The sequence below is a fragment of the Deinococcus seoulensis genome, from assembly GCF_014648115.1.
GTDB lineage: Bacteria > Deinococcota > Deinococci > Deinococcales > Deinococcaceae > Deinococcus > Deinococcus seoulensis.
The window spans coordinates 37,757-58,153 of sequence record NZ_BMQM01000013.1; the positions used below are offsets into that span (position 1 = coordinate 37,757).

A 20,397-nucleotide genomic window follows, 5' to 3' on the forward strand; every position below is an offset into this window, starting at 1 on the left:
CTCAACGGGGAGCGCCGCCCTTCCGGTTGTATGGGGCCTGCCTTCAGCGGGCCTGGAATTCCCAGCGTTCGGCGGGCGCGTCGGCCGTGGCAGGCACCGTCAGGGTCAGGGTCTGCCCGCGTCCGGCGGCGCCCTGCACGGTCAGGGTGGGCGCGCGGTCCAGCAGGCCGATCAGGTTCACGCCGGTTTCCGGGCAGGCCACGCGGGTCGTGAAGGCCGGGCCGGTCAGGGTCAGCACGGCGCCGCCCGACACGGCGCCGCGCAGGGCGTAGGGGGCGCCCACGTTGTTGCAGCCGTCCACACCGCCCACCCGCCCGTCCCGGAAGGTCAGGCTGACGGGCCGCGCAGTGGCGGGGGCGGGCGCACCGTTCACGCGGGTCAGGGTGTACGTGGCGGCCGGGTCGGGCGCAGTGGGTGTGGTCGCCGGGGTCGCGGCAGGCTGGGGGCCGCGCGTGAGGGTCAGGGTGCCGCCCGCGCCGCTGAGGGTCAGGCTGCTGCCTGCCTGCGTGACGCTCAGGGGGGCGCGCAGCAGGGCCAGCAGGGCCGTTTCCGCCTGCGCCTGGGGGACCGGGCAGGCCATGCGGGTCGAGCTGACCGGCCCGAAGGTCACGCGCGCCGGGCCGCCCAGCAGCGCCCCGGTGCCGCGCAGCGCGTTGCAGCCGACCGCGCCGCCCAGCGTGACTTTCGGGCCGTCGAAGCTGACGTTCAGCAGACTGCTCGTGGGCAGGTCGCGCCCTGCGGCGTTCAGGCGCGTGACGGTCCAGGCGCCGTTCAGGCTGATGTTCACAGGGGCCGCGGGACGGGCCTCCAGCGCGCGGAAGGTCAGGCGGCCCTTCCCGGCGCTCAGGGTCAGGGTGTCGCCGTTCAGGGCGTAGCGGGTGGTGGCGCGCAGCAGGTTCAGGTAATCCTCGCGCAGGGCCAGGGCGGCGTCGGTGCAGTGGTCGGTGTCGCCGCCCTGCACGCCGCGCAGCAGCAGCGTGGCCGTTTTCAGCGGGCCGGCAGCGCCCAGGCGGGCCGCGCCGGTCAGGGCGCTGCATCCGGTGCTGCCGCCCACGGTCAGGTCCGGGCCACTGCCGGTCAGGGTCAGGGTGGGGCGGGTCAGGGGCGCGCCGGGCGTGATGGGTGCGTTCCCGGCGGGCTGCACGGTCTGGAGGGTCCAGGTCGTGCCGACCAGCGCGGGAGAGGCCGGGGTGGGCGCGGGCAGCGAGGTCAGGACGGCCAGGGTCAGGGGCAGCAGGGCGCTCATGAGAACGGTTGTACACCGCGTTCCTGATGGGCGCGTGACGGGCGGTCAGGACGGCGGGGCGGGACAGTCGGGTGCGGCAGTGCGTAGAATGGCACCCAAACGCCCGTTAGGGTCCGGGAGGTGCGGCGCGAACCGTCCTCCGGCCCCTCTGAATGCAAGTGTGCGCCGCCCGGCCTGTCCGGGACGGGGGCAGGAGGAACGACATGACACAGGACCGCCGAATTCGAGTACTGATTGCCAAGCCCGGCATGGACGGCCACGACCGGGGCGCGAAGGTCGTGGCGCGCGCCCTGCGGGACGCCGGCATGGAAGTCATCTACACCGGGCTGCGCCAGACGGCCGAGATGATCGTCAGCGCCGCCGTGCAGGAGGACGTGGACGCCATCGGCCTGAGCGTGCTGTCCGGCGCGCACATGCATTACTTCCGGGAGGTCATGACCCTGCTGCGCGAGCAGGACGCGCAGGACATCATCGTGTTCGGGGGCGGCATCATCCCCGATCAGGACCTGCCGACCCTGGCGGAACTGGGCGTGGGGCGCGTGTTCACGCCCGGCGCCAGCACCGAGGACGCCGCCACGTACCTGCGCGGCGCCGTGCAGGCCCGCTGGCAGGCGCAGGGCGAGGCGTGAGCCTGTCATGATGCCGGGCATGATACGGATTCCGTTTGTTTCGTTAACAACCTGGAAGGGCGCCGGGTCGTCAACTCCACGTCCGGAACCCGTTTCGCTCCTCCTCTGCGGCGCAGCTCTACGAGTCGCATCCGCGCGGATTGAAGGCCTTGTAAGCCCTTCAACCGGAGTCCGTATGACTGCCCCCGGACCCGCCCATGAGTGACGCCGCGCTGCCCCGCCCGGCCCTGGACATCGGGCGACTGGCGCCGCTGTACTCCGCGCAGGCACTGGCGACCGGCGCGACCACCGTCAGCACCGTGCTGGCCAGCCTGATCATGAGCGGCCTGCACTTCGAGGCGCTGGTGGGCCTGCCCAGCACCCTGATCAGCACGTCGGCGGCGCTGTCGGCCGGGGCGTTCGGGGCGCTGATGATCCGCCGGGGCCGCCGCACCGGCCTGAGTGCCGCCTTCGTGCTGGGCGCCGTGGGGGCCGCCGTGGGCTTCGTGGGTGCCCGCTGGGCGCTGCTGCCGGTGTTCCTGCTGGGAGCCTGCATGATGGGCGCCGCGCAGGGCGGCTACCAGCAGGCCCGTTACGCCGCTGCCGAGAGTGTGCCCGACGACCGGCGCGGCGCGGCGCTGGGCGCCCTGATGCTCATGAGCGTGCTCGGGTCGTTCCTGATGACCGGCGCGTCCCGGCCCATCGAGGCGCTGGGCGCGGCGCTGGGCAGCACCCCGGAGGTCGCCGGGTGGCTGGTGGGCGGCGCGCTGCTGGGCGTCGCGGCCCTGCTGATCCGCCTGTGGCGACCCACCACTGCTTCCATCACTGCTTCCTTCCCTGCGCACGCCACGCTGCCCGCCCAGACCGCCGCCCCCGCGAAACTGACAGTCCGGGCGGCCTTCGCCATTCCCGGCGTGCGCAGCACCGCGCTGGCCCTGGCGACCGCGCAGGGCCTGATGGTCACCCTGATGAGCCTCACGCCGCTGCGGGCGCACCACATGGGCATGGATCACGGCGCGGTCGCCGCGCTGATCAGCGGGCACATCCTGGGCATGTTCGGTTTCGGCTGGCTGACCGGACCCCTGATCGACCGCCTGGGCCTGCGCTTCGGGTACGTGGGCGGCGCGCTGCTGCTGGCCGCCGCCGCCCTGTGCGCCCCCCTGAGCGGCGCGGCGTGGCTGGCCGTCAGCATGTTCGGGCTGGGCCTCGGCTGGAACCTCGCGTTCGTGGCGGGCAGCAAGGCCCTGACCCGCTTCCCGGCCGCGCAGGGCGTCACGGACGGCCTGGGGTACGTCGCGGCGGGCGTGGGGACCGCGCTGGGCGGCGTGATCATCGCCCGCGCCGGTTTCCCCGTGCTGGCCGCAGGCTGCGCCGTCCTGGCACTGCTGCCGCTGATCAGCGCGTGGCGGGTCCGGGCTGCCTGATACGGACTCCGATTGAAGGGTCTTTGCAGCCCCTTCAATCCGAGCGGATGCGAGTAGGAGCAAAACGGGTTCCGGACGTGGAGTTGGCAATCCGGTGAAGTTCCGGATTGTCAGCGAAACAAACGGAACCCGTATGACCCGTGACCGGCCCCCTCACCCGCCCCTTCGGGGCACCCTCTCCCGCAGGGGGCGAGGGTCAACTCCCTCTTCCCCACCGGTCATGTTTCTGGAGTGGTCAGGGGTTGGGGGCGCTGACGAAGGTGTCGTCGCCGGGCGTGGCGCTGCTCTTGCCGCCGTTCTGGTCGTAGCGCACGCCGCTGTTCATGCGGGTCACGGCGACCGACTGGGTGTTCGCGGCGCTGACGGCGCCGTTCGCGGCGAACGAGCGGCTCCAGAGGTACCAGCGGGGCGCGGCGCCGTGCTTGCGGGCCAGTCCGCTGGCGGGGTTCAGGTCGAACACGTAGTCCGGGAAGACCTCGGTGCGGCTGATGAATTTCGCCATGTTCAGGTTGTTGTCGCCGCCCAGGTCGAGCAGGCGGCTGGTCTTGATCCATTCGACGGCCACGCCGCTGCTTTTCAGGGTCTGCGCGATGCGGGCGCTGCGGGCGGCGGGGTTCGCGTCGGGGCTCAGGTAGGCGTACGAGTGACCGTAGTCGGCGGTGGCGGGCGACCAGAACGGGTCGGCCAGGATCACGCGCCGGGGGCGTTTCGCGGCGCTCAGGGCAGGGTCGGCGTAGGCTTTCTCGGTCATGGCGAGGGCCATCTGCGCGCCCAGCGAGTGCCCCATGACGCGCACACCCTCGGCGCCGCTGTACGTCCACTGGCTCAGGGCGCTGCGGTACGCGTTGTAGAACAGTTGCCCGGCACTGACGGTGGGGGCGCCCGTCACCGAGTACGCGCCGGTCGGGGTGCGGTAGCGCATGCCGATGTTCTGCGTTCGGCCCAGCGTGTCGCGGTACGAGTACCCGGCCGTCCAGATCTTCGCCTGCGAGTGGTACGGGACGCTGACGGTGCCCTCGTCGTCGGCGAGTTGCGTCCAGTGGAACAGCGCCACGTTCCACCCGGCGTTGATCCAGGCGTCCGCGACGTTCAGTTTGCCGTCGCTGAAGTAGAAGTTGTCTCGCACGCCCGCCACCGTGCTGCCGTCCTGCCAGCCGTGCACGAACAGCATCACGGGCTTTGCCGGGTCGTAGTAGCCGCTGATGGCCGCGCCGTCCGCGCGGGCCTTGCAGCCCACCCCGCCGGGGCTGCCGCTCTCGCCCCTGGCGTACCAGTACACGCCGGTATCCAGGCCGCTCTGACCGAACGGCAGGGCCAGTTGCGTGGCGCAGGAGGCCGCCTGGGCACTCAGGACACCGCCCCGGCCACCCTCGGCCAGCAGCGCCGTCTGCGCCTCACTGAACCCCGCCGGGAGGCCGGCAGTGGCCGCCAGTTGCGGCTGCGGGGCAGACGAGCAGGCCGCCAGCACGGCACTCAGGATCAGGGCGGCAGGCAGACGGGCAGACGACAGGAACGATCTGGGCATACGGGACTTCCTCCGGGCAGAGCGGAACACGGCGGGCCGAACAGGGATAGGCCGAAGAGGGATAGGCCGAACAGGGATGGGCCGGGCAACGGCGCGCCGGCCGGAAACTGAAGTTGTAGGTGCAAGCGGCACCATACGTCACCCTGCTGGCCTGAAAACAGTCCCCGCAGTTCAACAATCCCGGCCCATGAAAAAACCCCCCGGTGTGGGGGGCGGCAGAGGCATCGAAGCAATGAAAAGAGCGCCGAGCAGGCCTGGGGCCGACTGCGACGCTCTGATTCTGGCTGGCGGAACGGGAGAGATTCGAACTCTCGGTACGGTTGCCCGTACACACGCTTTCCAGGCGTGCCCCTTCAACCACTCGGGCACCGTTCCAGCGCACAGCAGATTAGCGGGTCAGGGCAGGAAAATCAAATCTGGGTGCCGACCCGTGTGCCGTCCGGCCCGGAGGGATGCGCGGCCCGCCGATGCCCTAGAATGCAACTGTGACCTTTCTTGCCGTGCTGGCGGTGCTGATTTCTTACGTGGTCGGGGCGATTCCGGCGGCGGCCTGGGTGGCGCGCACGCGTGGCGTGGACATCCTGAAAGTCGGGAGTGGCAACAGCGGTTCCACGAACGTCCTGCGCACGCTGGGCAAGGGACCGGCGATTGTCGTGGCGATCTTCGACATCCTCAAGGGCGCGCTGGCAATCTGGCTGGCGCGCGCCCTGGGCCTGGACGCGCCCATGCAGGCGGCGTGCGGGGTGGCCGCCGTGATCGGCCATAACTTCAGTCCGTTCCTGAACTTCAAGGGCGGCAAGGGCGTGGCGACCACGTTCGGCACGATCTGCGCGCTGCTGCCCGTGGCGGGCCTGGGTTTCTTCCTGATGGGCATCACGACCGTGTGGCTCACGCGGTTCGTGTCGGCGGGCAGCATCCTGGGCGCGCTGACGGGCGCGTTCACGGCGTACCTGCTGGGCGCGCCGCTGTGGCTGTCGCTGGTCGTCTCGGCGCTGGCCGCGCTGATCGTGTGGCAGCACCGCGAGAACATCCGCAAACTGCACGCCGGGAACGAACGCCGCTTCGGCGAGAAAGTCGGCGGCGAGAAGGCCAGCTGAGCCCCGCGCACCGGCGGGGGCCGTCCGTGCGCTATGCTGGGCGGGTCAAGACAACTGAACGGCGGGACCCCGGCCCCGTCACGTTGCGAGGAGTGCATGTCGGCCAGGATTCGCGTTTACGGTAAGGAAGCGGTGTTCACGCAGGGCGCGTGGCAGTGCGACGACGAGAGCCTCCAGGCGATGCTGCAGGCGCTGGCCGACCCGCGCGCCGTCACCGAGGAGCAGGAGCGCACGCACGCGCTGTACGCCGCCGGACGCTTCGGGGGCCTGATCGCCACCGAGTACGGCTGGGAAGCCGCGCCGCACCCGGAAGCGGAAATCAAGATGGAGGACTTCGCCCCGGCCCGGCAACCCGAACGCGCCGGATGGCTGAGCTTCCTACGCAAGCGCAAGTAACGTCAGGCTCCGCACGAGTCGCCGAATCACGGCGTCCGGCAGGTCAGGCAGTGGAGTCACCTCGAAGGCCGACCACACCTCATCCGCTGATGCCTCCGGCAGATGCCCCCAGTCCACCTGCGGCTGCGGCGAATCCGCGTAAGAGACCTCCCATCCCGGCCACCGTTCCTTCAGAAGTTCCAGGGCCGCCCCCCTCAACGGCGGGGTCATGCGGGACAGATGCTCGCGGAGTTCAGGTGCCCGGCCCTTCGCCCGCTCTGCCCAGTGCCCGAAGCCCGCATACTCTGAAATCTTCAACTGCCGGTGATCCATGTACACGACAGCGAAGTCTTCAGGAATCAGCCGCATGGTGTTCGGGCCGACGGCGTCTGGCCAGATGTCACGTTGTTCCTTGAACCAGGCCACGAAGACTGCCGGGCCAGCAACCAGGATGTCAGCCAGACCCAGCGCACCCCACCTGTCGGAATGAAAGCTCACCTGACCGTCCGAGATCAGCGCGACATGGCAGCGGTGTGACATGGTCAGAGGATACTGAATCGGTTTCAGGCGGCGGAGATCAGGTTCGTTCCGCAGACTGCGTGGCACCTGCGTCTCCACTGGACTGGCCCCCCACGGTCCCTTCACGCTAGGCAGGCAGCCTTGACCCCCGGAGGGGCAGCGCCTACGCTGGGGGGCATGAACGCCGTCATGACCACCATTACCCCGTGAGGGCGGTGTCCTGATGGCAGCCGCCCCGCGAGACACGCCGGGCGGTTTTTTTGTGGGAAGGAGACGGGTATGCGCGTAGCGATTGTCGGGGCGACCGGAGCGGTGGGGCACGAACTTCTCAAGGTGCTGGAGGGCAGCAGCCTGCAATTCGATGAGCTGCTCCTGTTTGCCAGTCCGCGCAGCGCGGGCACGCAGCTGACCTTCAAGGGCCAATCCCTGACGGTGCAGGTCACGCCGGAAGGGGCGATCGACGCGGACGTGATCCTGGCGTCGGCGGGCGGCAGCATCAGCAAGGCGCTGGCGCCCAGGTGGGTGGAGGGCGGCGCGGTCGTGATCGACAATAGCAGCGCCTTCCGGTACGACGCGGATGTGCCGCTGGTCGTGCCCGAGGTGAACGGCGACGCCGCGCTGGGCCACAAGGGCATCATCGCCAACCCGAACTGCACGACGGCCATCGCCGTGGTCGCCGTGGCGCCCATCCACCGCGCGTACGGCGTGAAGCGCATGATCGTCAGCACGTATCAGGCCACCAGCGGCGCCGGGGCCAAGGGCATGGAGGAACTGCTGGACCAGACGCGCGCGGAACTGAACGGTGAGCAGGCGCAGGCGAGCGTGTTCGCGCACCCGATCCCGTTCAACGTGATTCCGCACATCGATTCCTTCCAGGACAACGGGTACACCAAGGAAGAGATGAAGGTCGCCTGGGAGACCCGCAAGATCATCGGGGACGACAGCCTGAAGATCAGCTGCACCGCCGTGCGCATTCCCACCCTGCGCACGCACAGCGAGGCCATCACCCTGGAACTCGAACGCCCCGCCACGCCTGAGGCCGTGCGTGAGCTGCTGGCCGGGGCTGCCGGGGTCGAGGTGCGCGACAACCCGGAAGGCAAGCTGTACCCCATGCCCCTGACCGCCAGCGGCAAGTACGACGTGGAGGTGGGCCGCATCCGCGAGTCGCTGGTGTTCGACGGCGGCATCGACCTGTTCGTGGCGGGCGACCAGCTCCTGAAAGGCGCGGCCCTGAACGCCGTGCAGATCGCCGAGTACCTCCAGCAGAAAGGTGCGCTGACAGCCAGGCAGCGGGCGTAAGCGGGAAGTGGGGGCGGGTTGCTTCCCGACTCGACCCAGGCCCAGGAAAGCCGGAGCGTCATGCCCCGGCTTTTCTGCTGGCGTCCAGTCGGCGGGGATTCAACTCTCCCCCACCCACCCCCCACTGCCTACGCGCGCGTGATGCGGTCCACCTCGGCCCGCTCGTCGGCGCTCAGGGTCCAGGTGGCGGCAGCGACGTTCGCGTCGATCTGTTCGGGTCGGGTCGCCCCGGCGATGACGCTGCTGGTTTCGGGGAAGGACAGCAGCCAGCCCAACGCCAGTTCCAGCAGCGTGTGACCCTGGGCCTGCGCGAAGGTCCGGAGGTTCTCGACGACCGTCCAGTTCTGCGGGGTCAGGTAGCGGTCCTGCGCGCCCTGGCTGCCCGTGATGCGTGCGCCGTCCGGGAGGGGTTGCCCGGCGTGGTACTTGCCGGTCAGGAGGCCGCTGGCGAGCGGGAAGTACGGGAGCAGGCCCAGGTTCAGGTCGCGGGCGGCGGGGATCAGGTCGGTTTCGATGTCGCGGACCAGCAGGCTGTGTTCGTCCTGGCAGGACGTGAAGCGTGCCCAGCCGTGCTGTTGGGCCAGGGCGTCGGCGGCGCGCACGTCGGCGGCGGGCATGTTGCTCACGCCGACAGCCCGCACGAGCCCCTGCTGCACGAGGTCGTTCAGGGTGCCCAGGGTGTCCTCGATGGGCGTATTCGGGTCCGGGCGGTGCAGCTGGTACAGGTCCAGGTAGTCCGTGCCGAGGCGGCGCAGGCTGGCCTCCAGCGCCTGTCGGATGTAGTCGGGCCGCGCGCCCTGCTGGCCGTCTCCCATGTCCATGCCGAACTTGCTGGCCAGGATGATGTTCCGGCGTTCCGGGCCGAGGGCGCGGCCCAGCATTTCCTCGCTGCCGCCCCGGTTGCCGTAGATGTCGGCCGTGTCGAACAGCGTGATGCCCGCATCGAGTGCGCGGCGCACGACGGCGGTGGTGGCGGTCTGGTCGAGGCGACCGCCGAAGTTGTTGCAGCCCAGTCCGACTGCCGAGACGCTCAGTCCGCTGTGCCCGAGGGTTCTGTGGGCGGGGTGCTGCCTGCCGCCTGGGTGCCTGCCGCGTGGGCGCCTGCTTCCGGGTTGGTCATGCGGTCAGGGTAACGCGCGGTCCGTGAGGCTGACCGCGAAGCTCATGAAGGCCGGGAGGGAGCCGGGTGAGCCTGCCGCCTGCACCCTCCGGTGGATGCCCCGCCCGGCCCACATGCGGCACACTGGACGCATGACCCGACCCGACCGGTTCCGCTCTGCGCGCCCTCCCTCCCGCGTGGGTCAGCTGGGACCGGCGGCAGGCCTGACGGCGGCGCTCGTGGCGGGCATCTGGGGGCAGGAGGTGGCCGATCAGCTGCTGTTCGGCGGGTCGCTGGACCGCTACGGCATCCTCCCGCGCGACGGGGGGTCGTTCTGGAACATCCTGACCGCACCGTTCCTGCACGCGGGGTTCGGGCACCTGATGGCGAACACGGTGCCGCTGGCGGTGCTGGCGTTCATGGGCGCCGTGCGCGGCGTGGCGCGCTTCGTGGCGGCCACGCTGATCATCGTGCTGGTGGGGGGCGCGCTGGTGTGGCTGTTCGGGCGGGGCGGCAGCGTGCACCTGGGCGCCAGCGAACTGGTGTTCGGGTTCCTGGCGTACCTGCTGGGCGTGGGCTGGTGGGAGCGCACGCCGGTCGCCATTGGCGTGGCGGTCGCGGCGTTCGCGCTGTACGGGGGCATCCTGTGGGGCGTGCTGCCCGGCAACCCGTACGTGTCGTGGGAGGCGCACCTGTTCGGGTTCCTGGCGGGCCTGCTGGCGGCGGCGCTGCTGCACGGGCGGCGGCCCCGCCGGGCGGAAGGTCAGAACGGCGTGCCGTTCCGCTGAAGCTGGCGGGCCACCTGCCGCAGTAACTGCGTCTGCTCGGGCCAGAACAGGTCCGGCACCTGCCCGCCCAGCAGGGGGTGCCATTCCAGCCGGTAGCCCGGCTCCAGCGGGGGCAGGACTACCGACTGGGTGCTGATCCCCAGGTAGTAGCGGGTGACCTGCCACTTCGTGCGGGCGTAGTTCAGGCGTTCCAGGGTCGCCAGTTCGCGGAGGATCTGCACGCCCTCCAGTCCGGCCTCCTCGCGCAGTTCGCGCTGCAGGGCGTCCCGGTGGGTTTCGCTGCCTTCCAGACCACCCTTGGGCAGTTGCGGGTAGGGGCCGGGTTCCACGACCAGCGCGACGGGGCGCAGGATGACCCCGCCCACGCTGGGGCGCGGTGGCACACCGTCCGGGCGGCGGTAGTGGGTGGCGTCCGGGGGTGGCAGTGGCCCTTGAGAACTCACAGTTCGACCGGGCCGCCGGGGGTGGTCAGGACCGCGCGCAGTTCGGGTTGCGGGCCCCTTTGAACCTCGACCTCGCCTATAAAGTTCAGGGTGTCCAGCGCGGCCCGCAGCGCGTCAGGGTCGGGCGTGCCCAGGTGCAGGGTGCCCAGGCGCACGCCCCGGTCGGGCAGGCGGGTGGGGGGCGGCGGGGTCTCCCAGCAGATCAGGGACGGGTGGGGGCCGCCGCCGGGCAGGTGACCGTCGGCGGGGACGGTCAGGGTCCAGCGGTTCGCGCCGCGTGACAGGGCCAGCACGTCGGGCCCGGCCGGCAGGTGCGGCACGCCCGCCACCCAGTGGATCAGGGCCGGGCCGTGCGACAGGCGCCGCTGCATGTCGGGGGTGTCCAGGCCGAACCAGCGGGGGCGCCCTGGGGCGGGTGCGTGCGGGTTCACGGCGATCACTTCCAAGTAGGCGTCGGGGCCGAGGGACAGCAGGGCGTTGTGCGTGCCGAACAGCTCGTGCTCCCCGCCCGGTTCCAGTGGGCAGCGCAGGCGGCCTTCGAGCCACGCGCGGCCTTCCTCCAGGGTGCGGGCGGCGATGACCAGATGATCCAGTCGCGCACCCGGTCGGGTCGGGGCGGGGCGGGCGGTCATGCGCCCCTGGGGCGGCTCATGCCAGCCGGGTCGTTCAGGACGATGGCGGCGGCCTTCTCACCGCTTTCCATGGCGCCCTGGATGCCGCTCATGGAGGTCGCCTCGCCCGCCAGGATCACGCCGCTCAGGGGCGTGGCGTGACCGGCGAGCGTGGCGGCGTACCCGGCAGGCTGCGGGTACTGCGCGTGGCGGATGCGTTCGACCAGCAGGGTCCGCAGCGTGGCGGTCTGCGGGCCGTACCAGCGGTCCAGTTCGCCGCGCACGCGGGCGTCCAGGGCGTCGTCGTCGAGGTCCGGGAGGCCCAGGACGGTCACGGTCAGCAGCGACTGGCCCTGCGGGGCGCGCTGCAGGATCACGTTCGACAGCCAGTGCGCGTTGTTGATGAAGCCCGCCTCGGCATTCAGCAGCAGCCGCGTCTCGCGGTCCAGGCCGTGCGGCGCGGCGTAGTGCAGGTACGTGCTGCCCAGGCTGCCGCGCCCGGTGGGCTGGCCGGTCAGGGCGGCGGCGCCGTCCGGGTCGGTCGCGACGATCACCTGCCGCGCGTCCAGTTCCCCGGCGCTGGTGGTCACGGTCACGTGCGACGCGTGGGATTTCAGGTGCGTGGCGCGCACGCCGGTCACCACGTCCAGCCCGCCCGCCAGTTGCGCCGCCACCTCGCCCATGCCCGCGCGGGGCAGGGCCGCGCCGCCGTCCATCAGCATCCGGAAGTAGTAACGGAACAGGCGTGCGCTGGTGTCCAGTTCGCGCCGCAGGAAGATCCCCCCGAAGAACGGCCGGAAGAAGCGGTCCAGCGCGCCCTCACTGAACCCGAACTCCCGCAGGAACGCCTCGGTGGACTGGTCCTCGCCGCGCAGCAGCGTGTGGGGTGCCGGGGCGCGCAGCTTCAGGGCCAGCGCCGCCACGCGCGCCTTGTCGGGCACGCTCAGCACGCCGCTCAGCAGGGTCGAGGGCAGCGCCGCCGGGTCGCTCAGGGGACTGCCGAGCGTGTCGGTCCGCGCGCCGCGCCGCACGACCGCCGACGACGGCACGGGCACCAGGTCCAGCGCGCCCAGGTCCAGGTGCCGCCGCACGGCCGGGTACGCCGGGAACAGCACCTGATACCCGGCGTCCAGCGTGAATCCGTTCACGGCGCGCGAGTGCACGCGGCCCCCCACGAACGGCGCGGCCTCCAGCACCCGCACCCGCTGCCCGGCGCGCTCCAGAACCCGCGCCGCCGTGAGTCCTGCCAGCCCACTGCCGATCACCACTGCGTCATGCATGCGCGCAGGCTACCGCAGGGCGGACGGACAGGCGGGGTGGAGGGGATTCAGGGTCGGGTGGGCGGCGCGGGCGGCCGGGTGGGAGGTTGCGGCGGCATGCCCTGTCCCTCGGAGAGTTTGATCAGCCACGCGAACAGCTGAATGAACGCCAGGGCCAGGGCGGGCAGTCCGGCGAGCATCATGATCCAGCCGCTCAGTTGCTGGTTCTGCAGCGGCGTGTAGTTCCACAGGCACAGGGCGCTCACGTACGGCGTGTACAGCACCTGGGGGGAGTACAGCCACACGCTGGCGACGGCCATCATGGGCAGCGCCGCGAGCAGCCCGAACCAGCCGCGCGAGCCGATGCCGGAGGGTTGCACGCTGGGCAGTGGGCGCAGGATGACGCTCCAGACCATCAGGCTGCTCAGCAGGTACAGGGCGGGCAGCAGCGCCCCGGCGGTGTTCGAGACGACGCTGGCGTTGAATCCGGCGGGAACGTTCCAGAAGACGATCACGGCCGTCCAGACGGCCAGCGCCACCCAGGGGTCCAGCAGGACGTTCAGGGCGCGGCCCAGGCCGGTGCGGGCGTTCAGGTGCAGGCTGCGCGGCAATCCCAGCACCAGCAGGGGCGGCACGAGTTCCGCCAGGATCATCAGGCGGCCCATGTACAGCGCCATGCTGCTCTGGGTCATGGTGGCGGCGCGGCTCTGGGTGGTGATCAGCAGCAGCACCGTCCCCAGCGCGAACAGCGCGGCCCGCCAGACCGGCCAGCCCGCCCGGCCTGCGGGCGTGCCGCGTGAGGCGCTGAACCGCCACAGGTACACGCCGGCGGCCAGCAGCGTGGGAATCAGCAGCCAGGGGTCCGGGGTGGGGGCCAGCAGGTCGGCCAGGGTGGGGTTCAGGTTCCCGGCAGTGTTCACGGCGGCGGTCCCGGCAGTGGTCAGGGGGGCCGGGGCGCTCATGAGGCCTCCAGGACGTGTTCCAGGTCGGTCTGCACGCGCCGCACGTCGGTCAGCTGGGTGTAGTCCCAGACCAGGATCAGCTGGCCGCCCGCGCCGATCAGGTACGTGGCGGTCGTGTGGTTGATCTGGTAGTCGTCGGGGCCTTTCACGTCGGCTTTCTGGTATCCCACGCCGTAATCGCGGGCCACGGCGGCCAGCGCCGGTTCGGGAATGCGCACGCCCGCGCTGCCTTTCCCGAAGAACGACACGTACTCGTTCAGGCGCTCCGGCGTGTCGCGGTCGGGGTCCACGCTGACCAGCACGATCCGGAAGCGGGCCTGCTGTTCGGGGGTCAGGGCGGCGCGCACCCTGTTCAGGTACGTCAGGCTCAGCGGGCAGATGTTCGGGCAGTGCGTGAACCCGAAGAACACGGCCGTGACCTGCCCGGCGTCGGCGCCCGCGCCGGGCGTGAACGTGAACGGCTGGCCGCGCTGGTCGGTGCCGCTGAAGGGCTGGGCGGCCGTCCCGGCGGGGTAACTGGTCCCGTAGTACGGGTAGGGGCTGCGCAGGCGGGCGTACCCCCAGGCGGCCAGCAGCAGCAGCGTCACGGCGGCCACGGCCAGCAGCGCCGAGACGTACCAGGGGCGCGCGGCCGGGCCGGATTCCGGGTGGGTGGATTCAGGTGGGGTGGGTGCGGTCAAGGTGACCTCCGGCAGTGGGTGAGGGGACCCTCAGGGTTTGCGGACGGGCACGGTCAGGGTCAGCTGGCGGCCCTGCGAGTCGGTCAGGGTCAGGTTCAGGGTGCCGCCGTCGTCGGCGGGGGCGCGCAGGCCCATCAGCATCACGTGGTCGCCGGTGTCGCTGAGGGTCAGGCGGCCCCCGGCGGGCACGGTCAGGGTGTCGGTCATGCTCATGCCGGTCAGGCCCTGCGCGTCGGTGTGCGTGACCATCAGCATGCCGCTCGTGGCGTCGCTGCTGGCCGCGCCCGTGATCATCAGCGGCTCCGCGCCCGTGTTCTCCAGCGTGCCGAACACGCTGGTGTCGCGGATGCCGGGCGGCACGGCGACCGCGTAGGCGTCCCAGACGGTCAGCGGCAGCGTGCTGCCAGCCGGGGCGGCGGCCTGCGTGCCCGCCGCGCTGCCGGGGGTGTGGTCGGGCATGCTGGTGTGGTCCATGTCGCTGCTCATGGGCTGCCCGGCCGTGGTCGGCGTGGTGTTCGTCTGGGTGGTGGTCTGTGGGTCCGGGGCGGGATTCAGGTACAGGTAGGCGCCCAGCAGGATCATCGCGCCCAGGGCGACCATCAGCACGGTCCGCATCCGGCGCGGGTTGGAGGTTGAAGTCATGACGCTCCTTTCAGGTGTCGTGTCTCGGGGGTCGGTGGGTGGGGCGCCGGGGCGGCCCCTTCCCTGCCGGCTGGCCGGTTGTGTGGACGGGTCCGGCGGCGTTCAGAGGGCAGTCTAGGCCGCGCGGCGGGCCGCATTGTCCCCGCAGTGTTCCGGCAGTGTTCCCGGCCCGGTCCGCCGGACGCCGCGCCGCCGTGACCGGTCGGGCGTGGGGCGCGGTTCACGGTCGCCTCTGTGAAACCCGTTTGTGGAACCCGTTCCAAAAACAGGGTATGGTGAGGCAGAGACCATGCGTAAACCCACCATTCAGGATGTTGCCCGGCAGGCCGGGGTCGGCGTCGGCACCGTGTCCCGCGTGCTGAACAATCACGTGGCCGTGAAGGGTGCCACCCGCGAAACCGTCCTCAAGGCCATCGCCGACCTCGAGTACACGCCCAACCCGCACGCCCGCCGCATCGCCGGCGGCAAGAGCTACACCATCAGCGTGCTGCTGCCGGTCCTGACCACCGAATTCTACGTGCGCCTCCTCGACGGACTGGAAAGCGCGTTCCAGGAAGCGCGGTACGACGTGGCGATCTTCCCGCTGCTGGACCGCTCGCGGCTGGAACGGTACCTGGGGTCGCACACCCTGGCGTACCAGGCGGACGGACTGGTCATGGCGACGTACAACCTCACGCAGATGTTCCACGAGCGGCGCCTGCGCACCCAGCAGCCCACCGTGCTGGTCGACGCCTTCTCGGACGCCGTGGATTCCTCGTTCATGGATAACGTCAGCGGCGGCCGCCTCGCCGGAGAGTACGCCGTGAGCCTGCCCGGCAACCTGTACGCCGTGTGGGTCGAGACGGAACTCGATCACCTGTTCACCACCCGCGTGTTCGAGGACCGCCGCAGCGGCTTCCTGAGCGCCGTGCAGACCGCCGGACGCAGCGTGAAGCGCGAGTTCACGTCCAGTTTCGATTCCCTGACGGCCCGCAACACCGCCGCGACCCTGCTGGACGACGCGCAGGCCGCCGGGCTGCCCTGCACGGTGTTCGCGTCCGCCGACATGCTCGCCGGAGCGCTGCTCGACGAGGTGCGCCTGCGCGGCCTGAAGATCGGGCAGGACGTCCGCGTGATCGGCTTCGACGATCAACCCTGGGCCGCCGAGCGCGAGCTGACCACCCTGCACCAGCCGGTCGAGAGCATGGGCTACGAGGCCGCGCAACTGCTGCTCTCGCGCCTGAACGGCTACAAGGGACCGCCCCGCGCGCGCCGTTTCGAGCCGCGCCTGATCGTCCGCGGCAGCGCGTAAAGAAGTCAATGGTTGAAAGTTGACGGTTGATAGAGGGGGTGCGTCTATCAACTGTCAACCGTTCACTGTCTACACCCGGACTCGCAGGCCCAGCAGCAGTCCGGCTGTGAACGCCCCGGCAAACGGCAGGTTCGCGGTCAGGAGGCGGGTCAGCCACGCGCCGCCCTGCTCGCTGCCCTGCCGCAGCCACGGCTCGGTGATGGCCTGCACGCGCAACCAGTTCACGCTGATCAGTTCGAAGTACGCCAGCAGTTGCAGCGTGATGAACAGCACGCCCAGCACGATCAGCGCCACGCGGCCCACGTAGCGGATCGCCACGCCGGTCGCGAAGCCCAGCACGGCCCCCACGCTCAGGTCCGGCAGCAGCGCGTGCAGGGCGTCGCCCAGCGGACTGCCGGTCGGGTCTGCGGGCGGGGGGGTGGGAACGGGGGCAGGTGTGGTCATCGGCAGAAAGCGCCGGGCGCAGGGGCCGCGCGGCGGTCAGTTCGCGCATGGTAGCGCAGTTTTCCGCTGTTCGCGCGCCGGTGCGGCCCGGACCTGGGCGGCGCGGGCGGCCTGCGGGCGCTATGGTAGGAGCACCGTGGACCTTCCGACCGAGCCTGCCTCTCCTGAACCCGTTCCCGCCGACCTGATCTCGCCGGAGTTACTGGCGCGGCTCACGGCGGGCGAGGAAGCCGCGTGGTTCGAGTTCGTGCAGGAGTACGAGGGCCGCATGTACGGCTACCTGTACCGCCTGGAAGGCAACAGCGAGGACGCGCTGGACCTGACGCAGGAGGTGTTCTACCGCGCGTGGCGCAGCATCCGCACGTTCCGGCCCGGCGAGCGGGTGCTGCCGTGGCTGTATCAGGTGGCCAGGAACACGCAGATCGAATCTCACCGCCGCAAGCAGTTGCAGCGCTTCTCGCTGGAGCAGGCGCGTGAGGACGTGGGGTTCGAGGTCACCAGCGAGAAACGCTCCCCGGTGCAGGCGGCCGAGAGCGCCGACGCGCAGGACCGCGTGCAGCGCGCCCTGCTGCGCCTGCCGCCCGAGTACCGCGAGGCGGTCGTGCTGCGCTTTGTAGAGGACCTCAGTTACGACGAGATCGCGCAGGTGCAGGGCGTGGCCCTCGGCACCGCCAAGAGCCGCGTGTTCCGCGCCAAGGAGCAACTGGCCGAACTGCTGGCCGGCGTTTCAGATGTGAACTGATACCGACTCCGATTGAATGGCTTATAAAGCCGTTCAATCCGAGCGGAGCGAGTAGGAGTCGAAGCGGGTTCCGGACGTGGAGTTAACAGATCGGTGGTGTTCCGATCTGTTAACGAAACAAACGGAATCCGTATGATACCGACTCCGTTGGTTTCGCTGGCACGGCCCCCTCCGTTCAGGGGCGCGCGAACACCTGCGTCCAGTAGCGACCGTAGGGGCTGCCGGGGCGGTTCACGTACGACAGGCCGATCAGGGTGAAGTTGCCCATGATGTTGCGGCAGTGGCCGGGGCTGCGCAGCCAGCCGTCCACGACCTCGGCGGGTGTTTCCTGCCCGGCGGCGATGTTCTCGGCGGAACTGGTGGGGATCATCCCGGCGGCGTTCAGGCGGCGGGCGGGGGTGCTGCCGTCCAGGGCGCTGGTGTGATCGAAGTACCCGTACAGGGCCATGGCGACCGACTGGGCCTGCGCGGCGAGGTCCAGGGTGGGGTGCTGTTTCAGGGGTGGCAGGGCGGGGCCGCCGGTGCGGAGGGTCGCGCAGTTCCAGCCCTGCGCGCGGGCCTGGTTGGTCAGGCGCAGCACCTCGCTGTCGAAGGGCAGGCTGGTCTGCCACGGCTGGGCGGGCACGGTGAAGGTCACGCGGCGGTCCACGGTCTGCCCGGTGCTGCTGCTGGCCTGCGTGACGGCCGTGTGCGTGCCGGGCGTGACGGGCACCGGGCCGCTGCCGATCTCGCGGCCGTCGAGGAACACGCGGGGCGTGCCGGGCGTGTACAGCACGCTTTCGGCGGTGCTGACGCGCACGCTGCCGGGGGTCAGCAGCAGGGTCAGTTCGGTGCGTTCCGGGCCGCCGCTGAGCACCTGGATCTGCGCGGAGGCCCGCGCGACCTCGCGGCCACTGGCGTCCAGCAGGGCGGCGCTCAGGGCGTACGTGCCGGGGCGGTAGTAGGTGTGCGTGACCTGCGGGCCGCGCGCCGATCCGCCGTCCCCGAACGCCCACTGCGCCGTGTACCCGGCGGGGTGGGTGGCCGTGAACGTGACCGTGTAGGGCGCGCGCCGCTGCGAGTCCCCGCTGTACCCGATGCGGAAGGTGCCGCCCTGCGACTGGGCGCTGGCAGGTGCGCTCAGGGCCAGGAGCAGCAGCGGGGCGACCCAGGGGCGGCGCGGGCGTGGTGGGCGTGCGGGGGTGGTCACGGGTGCAGGGTAGGGCGCGGCGGGGCGCGGGCGCTGTGCGGAACTCCGGTTCATCAGTCGCCGGTCAGGCGGGGGCGCGGCGCGGCGGACCGGGCGGGGGCTGACAGGTGCGCCTCGGGTTCGCCGAAGGTGATGGTCATGATCAGGCCGCCGTCCGGGGCGTGACTGATGCTCACGTCGCCGCCGTGCGCGCGGGCGTACCGGCGCACCAGCGGCAGGCCCAGTCCCTGCCCGCCGACCAGACTGTCGGGGCCGCGCTCGTACGGGAGGAACACGCGGGCCTGCAGTTCGGCGCTCAGGCCGGGGCCGAAGTCGCGGACCTGCACCTGCGGGCCGTGCGGGGTGGTGGTCAGGGTCACCTCGACCAGTCCCGGCGTGTACTTCAGGGCGTTCTCGGTCAGGTTCTCGATCATCTGGCGGGCGCGGTTGGGGTCGGCGGGCCACATGACCGGGCCGGGCGGCGTGATGACATGCACCCGCCCGGACGAGAAGCGCCGCAGCAGGGCGCTCAGGTCGGTGCGCTGCACGTTCAGGGTCACGTCCAGGTACAGGTCGTTCAGGCGGGTCAGGTCGGCGCGGCTGGAGATCTGCGTGGCGCTGTCCTCGATCATGGCCAGCAGGCGCTGGCGCTGGTCGGGGGCGTCGGCGTGGCGCAGCAGGTCGCTGGCCAGCATCAGGGTCTGGAGGGGGCGGCGCATCTCGTGACTGGCGAGGTTCAGGGCTTCGAGTTGCCGCTGTTCGCGGCGGCGGGCGCGCCGGGTCTCGTCGCGCCACATCAGCAGGACGCGCAGGATCAGCAGGGCGCTGAGCGTGCCGAGCAGCAGGGCGCTGCCGATCATGACGAAGCGCAGCCGCTGCAGTTCCTGCTGGTAGCGGATGCCCAGGCTCTTGGCGTACTCGGTGGCCTGGGCGTTCAGGCCCACCACCTCGCGCGCGGCGCGGGCGACCGAGGCGTCGGTGTTCTGCAGGAGGTTGCGTTCCACGACCGACAGTCGCCGCTCGCCGATGCGTTCCACGTCGTCGAGCAGGCCGAACTGCGCCCGGTTGCCTGCACTGGACAGCGCGATCCCGGCCCAGCTCTCGATCTCCTCGGCGCTGACGCCGGGTTGCAGGCGGATCACCTGGTACTGCAGTACGTCCTGCGCCAGTGCCTGGTACGCGTAGGGAGTCCAGCCGGTCCCGGTGTTTTTCAGGGCGTCGTAGGCGGGGCGGGTGCCCAGCAGCAGCAGCGCGGCCGTCAGCAGGGCGGGCAGGGCGGTCAGCGCGACCTCGCGCAGCAGGGTCAGCAGGCGCGGCGACCAGAGGGCGCGGCGGTCACGTGGCCCGCCGGGCGGCCCCTGACTGGCGGGGTGACTGGCGACCGGTGGCGGGTCGGGGGGGGTGGGCGTGCGGGTGGTCATTTCACGGGGGCGAGGCGTTCCACGAACCACACCCACGCGCTGGAGTACTCGGCGGTATGGAAGCGTTCCGGGGTGGCGGGCAGCACGACGGTCAGCGGTCCCTTCTGAAGGGCGGGGATGGGCGCGCCGTCCGCCTGGTAGGCCAGCATGACCGGCCAGTTCATGTAATCGTCGGCGCGGATGGTGCTGGCAAAGCCGTTGGTGGCGTACAGGCGCAGGTCCTTCCCGGCGAAGCCGCCGCGCGCGGCGAGGTCGCGCAGCGTAACGCCCTCGTACGTGATGGTCTTTTTCAGTTGCGGGTGCGGGGTGGTGTAGCGCACGGCGGGCATGGCGCGCAGTTGCGCCAGCGTGAGTTTCAGGTCGGTCTGCCCGGCGTTGATGGTCAGGGCGACGCGCTCACCGGGGCGGGCGCGGGGGGTGGGTTGCGCGGCGCGCACGTACTCGAACGCGGGGGGGCGCGGTTTGAACTGCAGCGGGGCGGGTGTGGCCTGCGCGCCGACCAGCACGGCGCTGATCAGGGCGGCCAGCGTCAGGCGCGGCCAGCTGCTGCGGCGGTCTTGGTGTGGGTTGCGGGGGAACACGCCGGGCAGTCTAGCGGGCACATGAAGTAATCTCAATGATTGCATGAACAAAATTAATGTTCATGGAACCGCTCCCGTGCGCTGTTCTGCACAGGCGCCGTGCAGGACGCCGCGCAGCAGTTCAGCCCGGCTGACCGCCGATCCAGACATGAATGCCTGCTGAGCTGAGGATT

Annotated in this window: 22 protein-coding genes and 1 tRNA gene; 8 read left to right on the forward strand and 15 right to left on the reverse strand. The window is 70.9% G+C overall.

Features of this window, described 5'->3' with window-relative positions; translation table 11 throughout:
- Positions 1-43: 43 nt before the first annotated feature.
- Positions 44-1,246, reverse strand: a complete 1,203-nt coding sequence (locus tag IEY70_RS10635) for an META domain-containing protein (RefSeq protein WP_189064994.1) — start codon at positions 1,244-1,246, stop codon at positions 44-46.
- 203 nt (positions 1,247-1,449) lie between these two features.
- On the opposite strand from IEY70_RS10635, the gene IEY70_RS10640 reads away from it, so the two are divergent.
- Together IEY70_RS10640 and IEY70_RS10645 are read left to right on the forward strand one after the other, a co-directional pair.
- On the forward strand, positions 1,450-1,875 hold the full coding sequence (locus tag IEY70_RS10640; protein ID WP_189064995.1) for a cobalamin B12-binding domain-containing protein: 426 nt from the start codon (positions 1,450-1,452) through the stop codon (positions 1,873-1,875).
- A gap of 197 nt (positions 1,876-2,072) precedes the next feature.
- The gene (locus tag IEY70_RS10645) at positions 2,073-3,278 is read left to right on the forward strand and encodes an MFS transporter (RefSeq protein ID WP_189064996.1); all 1,206 of its coding nucleotides are present in this window, start codon (positions 2,073-2,075) and stop codon (positions 3,276-3,278) included.
- 235 nt (positions 3,279-3,513) lie between these two features.
- Here the strand turns inward: IEY70_RS10645 and IEY70_RS10650 are convergent, their stop codons facing one another.
- Together IEY70_RS10650 and IEY70_RS10655 are read right to left on the reverse strand one after the other, a co-directional pair.
- The gene (locus IEY70_RS10650; RefSeq protein ID WP_189064997.1) at positions 3,514-4,803 is read right to left on the reverse strand and encodes a hypothetical protein; all 1,290 of its coding nucleotides are present in this window, start codon (positions 4,801-4,803) and stop codon (positions 3,514-3,516) included.
- A gap of 285 nt (positions 4,804-5,088) precedes the next feature.
- Positions 5,089-5,178 (reverse strand) — tRNA-Ser (locus IEY70_RS10655).
- 110 nt (positions 5,179-5,288) lie between these two features.
- Between IEY70_RS10655 and plsY the strand changes: the two genes are divergently transcribed.
- Positions 5,289-5,900: a glycerol-3-phosphate 1-O-acyltransferase PlsY gene (gene plsY, locus IEY70_RS10660; RefSeq protein ID WP_189064998.1), complete on the forward strand. Its 612-nt coding sequence runs from the start codon at positions 5,289-5,291 to the stop codon at positions 5,898-5,900.
- A 96-nt stretch (positions 5,901-5,996) separates the two neighbouring features.
- On the forward strand, positions 5,997-6,296 hold the full coding sequence (locus tag IEY70_RS10665) for a hypothetical protein (protein ID WP_189064999.1): 300 nt from the start codon (positions 5,997-5,999) through the stop codon (positions 6,294-6,296).
- On the opposite strand, the gene IEY70_RS10670 is transcribed toward IEY70_RS10665, so the two are convergent.
- Positions 6,279-6,815, reverse strand: a complete 537-nt coding sequence (locus IEY70_RS10670) for a hypothetical protein (RefSeq protein WP_189065000.1) — start codon at positions 6,813-6,815, stop codon at positions 6,279-6,281. The genes IEY70_RS10665 and IEY70_RS10670 overlap by 18 nt on opposite strands.
- Positions 6,816-7,073: 258 nt before the next feature.
- Here IEY70_RS10670 and IEY70_RS10675 point away from each other — a divergent pair, with 258 nt between their 5' ends.
- A complete protein-coding gene (locus tag IEY70_RS10675; protein ID WP_189065001.1) occupies positions 7,074-8,093 on the forward strand; it encodes an aspartate-semialdehyde dehydrogenase in 1,020 nt (339 codons plus the stop codon).
- Positions 8,094-8,221: 128 nt separating this feature from the next.
- On the opposite strand, the gene IEY70_RS10680 is transcribed toward IEY70_RS10675, so the two are convergent.
- Positions 8,222-9,127, reverse strand: coding sequence for an aldo/keto reductase (locus IEY70_RS10680; protein ID WP_189065065.1), 906 nt, complete (start codon positions 9,125-9,127; stop codon positions 8,222-8,224).
- A 217-nt stretch (positions 9,128-9,344) separates the two neighbouring features.
- On the opposite strand from IEY70_RS10680, the gene IEY70_RS10685 reads away from it, so the two are divergent.
- Positions 9,345-9,980 carry a rhomboid family intramembrane serine protease gene (locus tag IEY70_RS10685; RefSeq protein WP_189065002.1) on the forward strand — a complete coding sequence of 212 codons (636 nt, stop codon included), beginning with the start codon at positions 9,345-9,347 and terminating at the stop codon, positions 9,978-9,980.
- Here the strand turns inward: IEY70_RS10685 and IEY70_RS10690 are convergent.
- The 6 genes from IEY70_RS10690 to IEY70_RS10715 are packed head-to-tail and all read right to left on the reverse strand — an operon-like array spanning position 9,956 to position 14,577.
- The gene (locus tag IEY70_RS10690) at positions 9,956-10,423 is read right to left on the reverse strand and encodes an NUDIX domain-containing protein (protein WP_189065003.1); all 468 of its coding nucleotides are present in this window, start codon (positions 10,421-10,423) and stop codon (positions 9,956-9,958) included. The genes IEY70_RS10685 and IEY70_RS10690 overlap by 25 nt on opposite strands.
- Entirely contained in the window at positions 10,420-11,055 is a 636-nt protein-coding gene (locus IEY70_RS10695) for a VOC family protein (protein WP_189065004.1), read from the reverse strand. Before IEY70_RS10695 ends, IEY70_RS10690 begins: the two co-directional genes overlap by 4 nt.
- Positions 11,052-12,314: an NAD(P)/FAD-dependent oxidoreductase gene (locus tag IEY70_RS10700; RefSeq protein WP_189065005.1), complete on the reverse strand. Its 1,263-nt coding sequence runs from the start codon at positions 12,312-12,314 to the stop codon at positions 11,052-11,054. The genes IEY70_RS10695 and IEY70_RS10700 overlap by 4 nt, the downstream gene beginning before the upstream one ends.
- Before the next feature lie 47 nt (positions 12,315-12,361).
- Positions 12,362-13,255: a cytochrome c oxidase assembly protein gene (locus IEY70_RS10705; protein WP_189065006.1), complete on the reverse strand. Its 894-nt coding sequence runs from the start codon at positions 13,253-13,255 to the stop codon at positions 12,362-12,364.
- Positions 13,252-13,935 carry an SCO family protein gene (locus tag IEY70_RS10710; RefSeq protein ID WP_229777836.1) on the reverse strand — a complete coding sequence of 228 codons (684 nt, stop codon included), beginning with the start codon at positions 13,933-13,935 and terminating at the stop codon, positions 13,252-13,254. Before IEY70_RS10710 ends, IEY70_RS10705 begins: the two co-directional genes overlap by 4 nt.
- Before the next feature lie 30 nt (positions 13,936-13,965).
- Positions 13,966-14,577 carry a copper chaperone PCu(A)C gene (locus tag IEY70_RS10715; protein ID WP_229777837.1) on the reverse strand — a complete coding sequence of 204 codons (612 nt, stop codon included), beginning with the start codon at positions 14,575-14,577 and terminating at the stop codon, positions 13,966-13,968.
- Positions 14,578-14,866: 289 nt separating this feature from the next.
- Between IEY70_RS10715 and IEY70_RS10720 the strand changes: the two genes are divergently transcribed.
- Positions 14,867-15,868: a LacI family DNA-binding transcriptional regulator gene (locus IEY70_RS10720; protein ID WP_189065007.1), complete on the forward strand. Its 1,002-nt coding sequence runs from the start codon at positions 14,867-14,869 to the stop codon at positions 15,866-15,868.
- 69 nt (positions 15,869-15,937) lie between these two features.
- On the opposite strand, the gene IEY70_RS10725 is transcribed toward IEY70_RS10720, so the two are convergent.
- Positions 15,938-16,312 carry an FUN14 domain-containing protein gene (locus IEY70_RS10725; RefSeq protein ID WP_189065008.1) on the reverse strand — a complete coding sequence of 125 codons (375 nt, stop codon included), beginning with the start codon at positions 16,310-16,312 and terminating at the stop codon, positions 15,938-15,940.
- A gap of 136 nt (positions 16,313-16,448) precedes the next feature.
- Here IEY70_RS10725 and IEY70_RS10730 point away from each other — a divergent pair, with 136 nt between their 5' ends.
- Positions 16,449-17,054: an RNA polymerase sigma factor gene (locus IEY70_RS10730; RefSeq protein ID WP_189065009.1), complete on the forward strand. Its 606-nt coding sequence runs from the start codon at positions 16,449-16,451 to the stop codon at positions 17,052-17,054.
- 175 nt (positions 17,055-17,229) lie between these two features.
- On the opposite strand, the gene IEY70_RS10735 is transcribed toward IEY70_RS10730, so the two are convergent.
- From IEY70_RS10735 to IEY70_RS10745, 3 genes are read right to left on the reverse strand one after another with little or no spacing between them, the layout of a single operon-like run.
- Positions 17,230-18,243: a CAP domain-containing protein gene (locus IEY70_RS10735; protein WP_229777839.1), complete on the reverse strand. Its 1,014-nt coding sequence runs from the start codon at positions 18,241-18,243 to the stop codon at positions 17,230-17,232.
- A gap of 53 nt (positions 18,244-18,296) precedes the next feature.
- Positions 18,297-19,643 (reverse strand): sensor histidine kinase, encoded by a 1,347-nt coding sequence (locus IEY70_RS10740; protein ID WP_189065011.1) that lies wholly within the window; start codon positions 19,641-19,643, stop codon positions 18,297-18,299.
- The gene (locus tag IEY70_RS10745) at positions 19,640-20,224 is read right to left on the reverse strand and encodes a putative pterin-binding protein (RefSeq protein ID WP_229777840.1); all 585 of its coding nucleotides are present in this window, start codon (positions 20,222-20,224) and stop codon (positions 19,640-19,642) included. The genes IEY70_RS10740 and IEY70_RS10745 overlap by 4 nt, the downstream gene beginning before the upstream one ends.
- Positions 20,225-20,397: the final 173 nt, after the last annotated feature.

Coding starts and splice junctions, on each gene's coding strand:
- IEY70_RS10645 (WP_189064996.1), top strand. CDS start 2,073: ATGAGTGACGCCGCGCTGCCCCGCCCGGCCCTGGACATCGGGCGACTG.
- IEY70_RS10685 (WP_189065002.1), top strand. CDS start 9,345: ATGACCCGACCCGACCGGTTCCGCTCTGCGCGCCCTCCCTCCCGCGTG.
- IEY70_RS10700 (WP_189065005.1), bottom strand. CDS start 12,314: ATGCATGACGCAGTGGTGATCGGCAGTGGGCTGGCAGGACTCACGGCG.
- IEY70_RS10720 (WP_189065007.1), top strand. CDS start 14,867: ATGCGTAAACCCACCATTCAGGATGTTGCCCGGCAGGCCGGGGTCGGC.
- IEY70_RS10665 (WP_189064999.1), top strand. CDS start 5,997: ATGTCGGCCAGGATTCGCGTTTACGGTAAGGAAGCGGTGTTCACGCAG.
- IEY70_RS10675 (WP_189065001.1), top strand. CDS start 7,074: ATGCGCGTAGCGATTGTCGGGGCGACCGGAGCGGTGGGGCACGAACTT.
- IEY70_RS10635 (WP_189064994.1), bottom strand. CDS start 1,246: ATGAGCGCCCTGCTGCCCCTGACCCTGGCCGTCCTGACCTCGCTGCCC.
- IEY70_RS10640 (WP_189064995.1), top strand. CDS start 1,450: ATGACACAGGACCGCCGAATTCGAGTACTGATTGCCAAGCCCGGCATG.
- IEY70_RS10715 (WP_229777837.1), bottom strand. CDS start 14,577: ATGACTTCAACCTCCAACCCGCGCCGGATGCGGACCGTGCTGATGGTC.
- IEY70_RS10725 (WP_189065008.1), bottom strand. CDS start 16,312: ATGACCACACCTGCCCCCGTTCCCACCCCCCCGCCCGCAGACCCGACC.
- IEY70_RS10695 (WP_189065004.1), bottom strand. CDS start 11,055: ATGACCGCCCGCCCCGCCCCGACCCGACCGGGTGCGCGACTGGATCAT.
- IEY70_RS10650 (WP_189064997.1), bottom strand. CDS start 4,803: ATGCCCAGATCGTTCCTGTCGTCTGCCCGTCTGCCTGCCGCCCTGATC.
- IEY70_RS10740 (WP_189065011.1), bottom strand. CDS start 19,643: ATGACCACCCGCACGCCCACCCCCCCCGACCCGCCACCGGTCGCCAGT.
- IEY70_RS10670 (WP_189065000.1), bottom strand. CDS start 6,815: ATGTCACACCGCTGCCATGTCGCGCTGATCTCGGACGGTCAGGTGAGC.
- IEY70_RS10705 (WP_189065006.1), bottom strand. CDS start 13,255: ATGAGCGCCCCGGCCCCCCTGACCACTGCCGGGACCGCCGCCGTGAAC.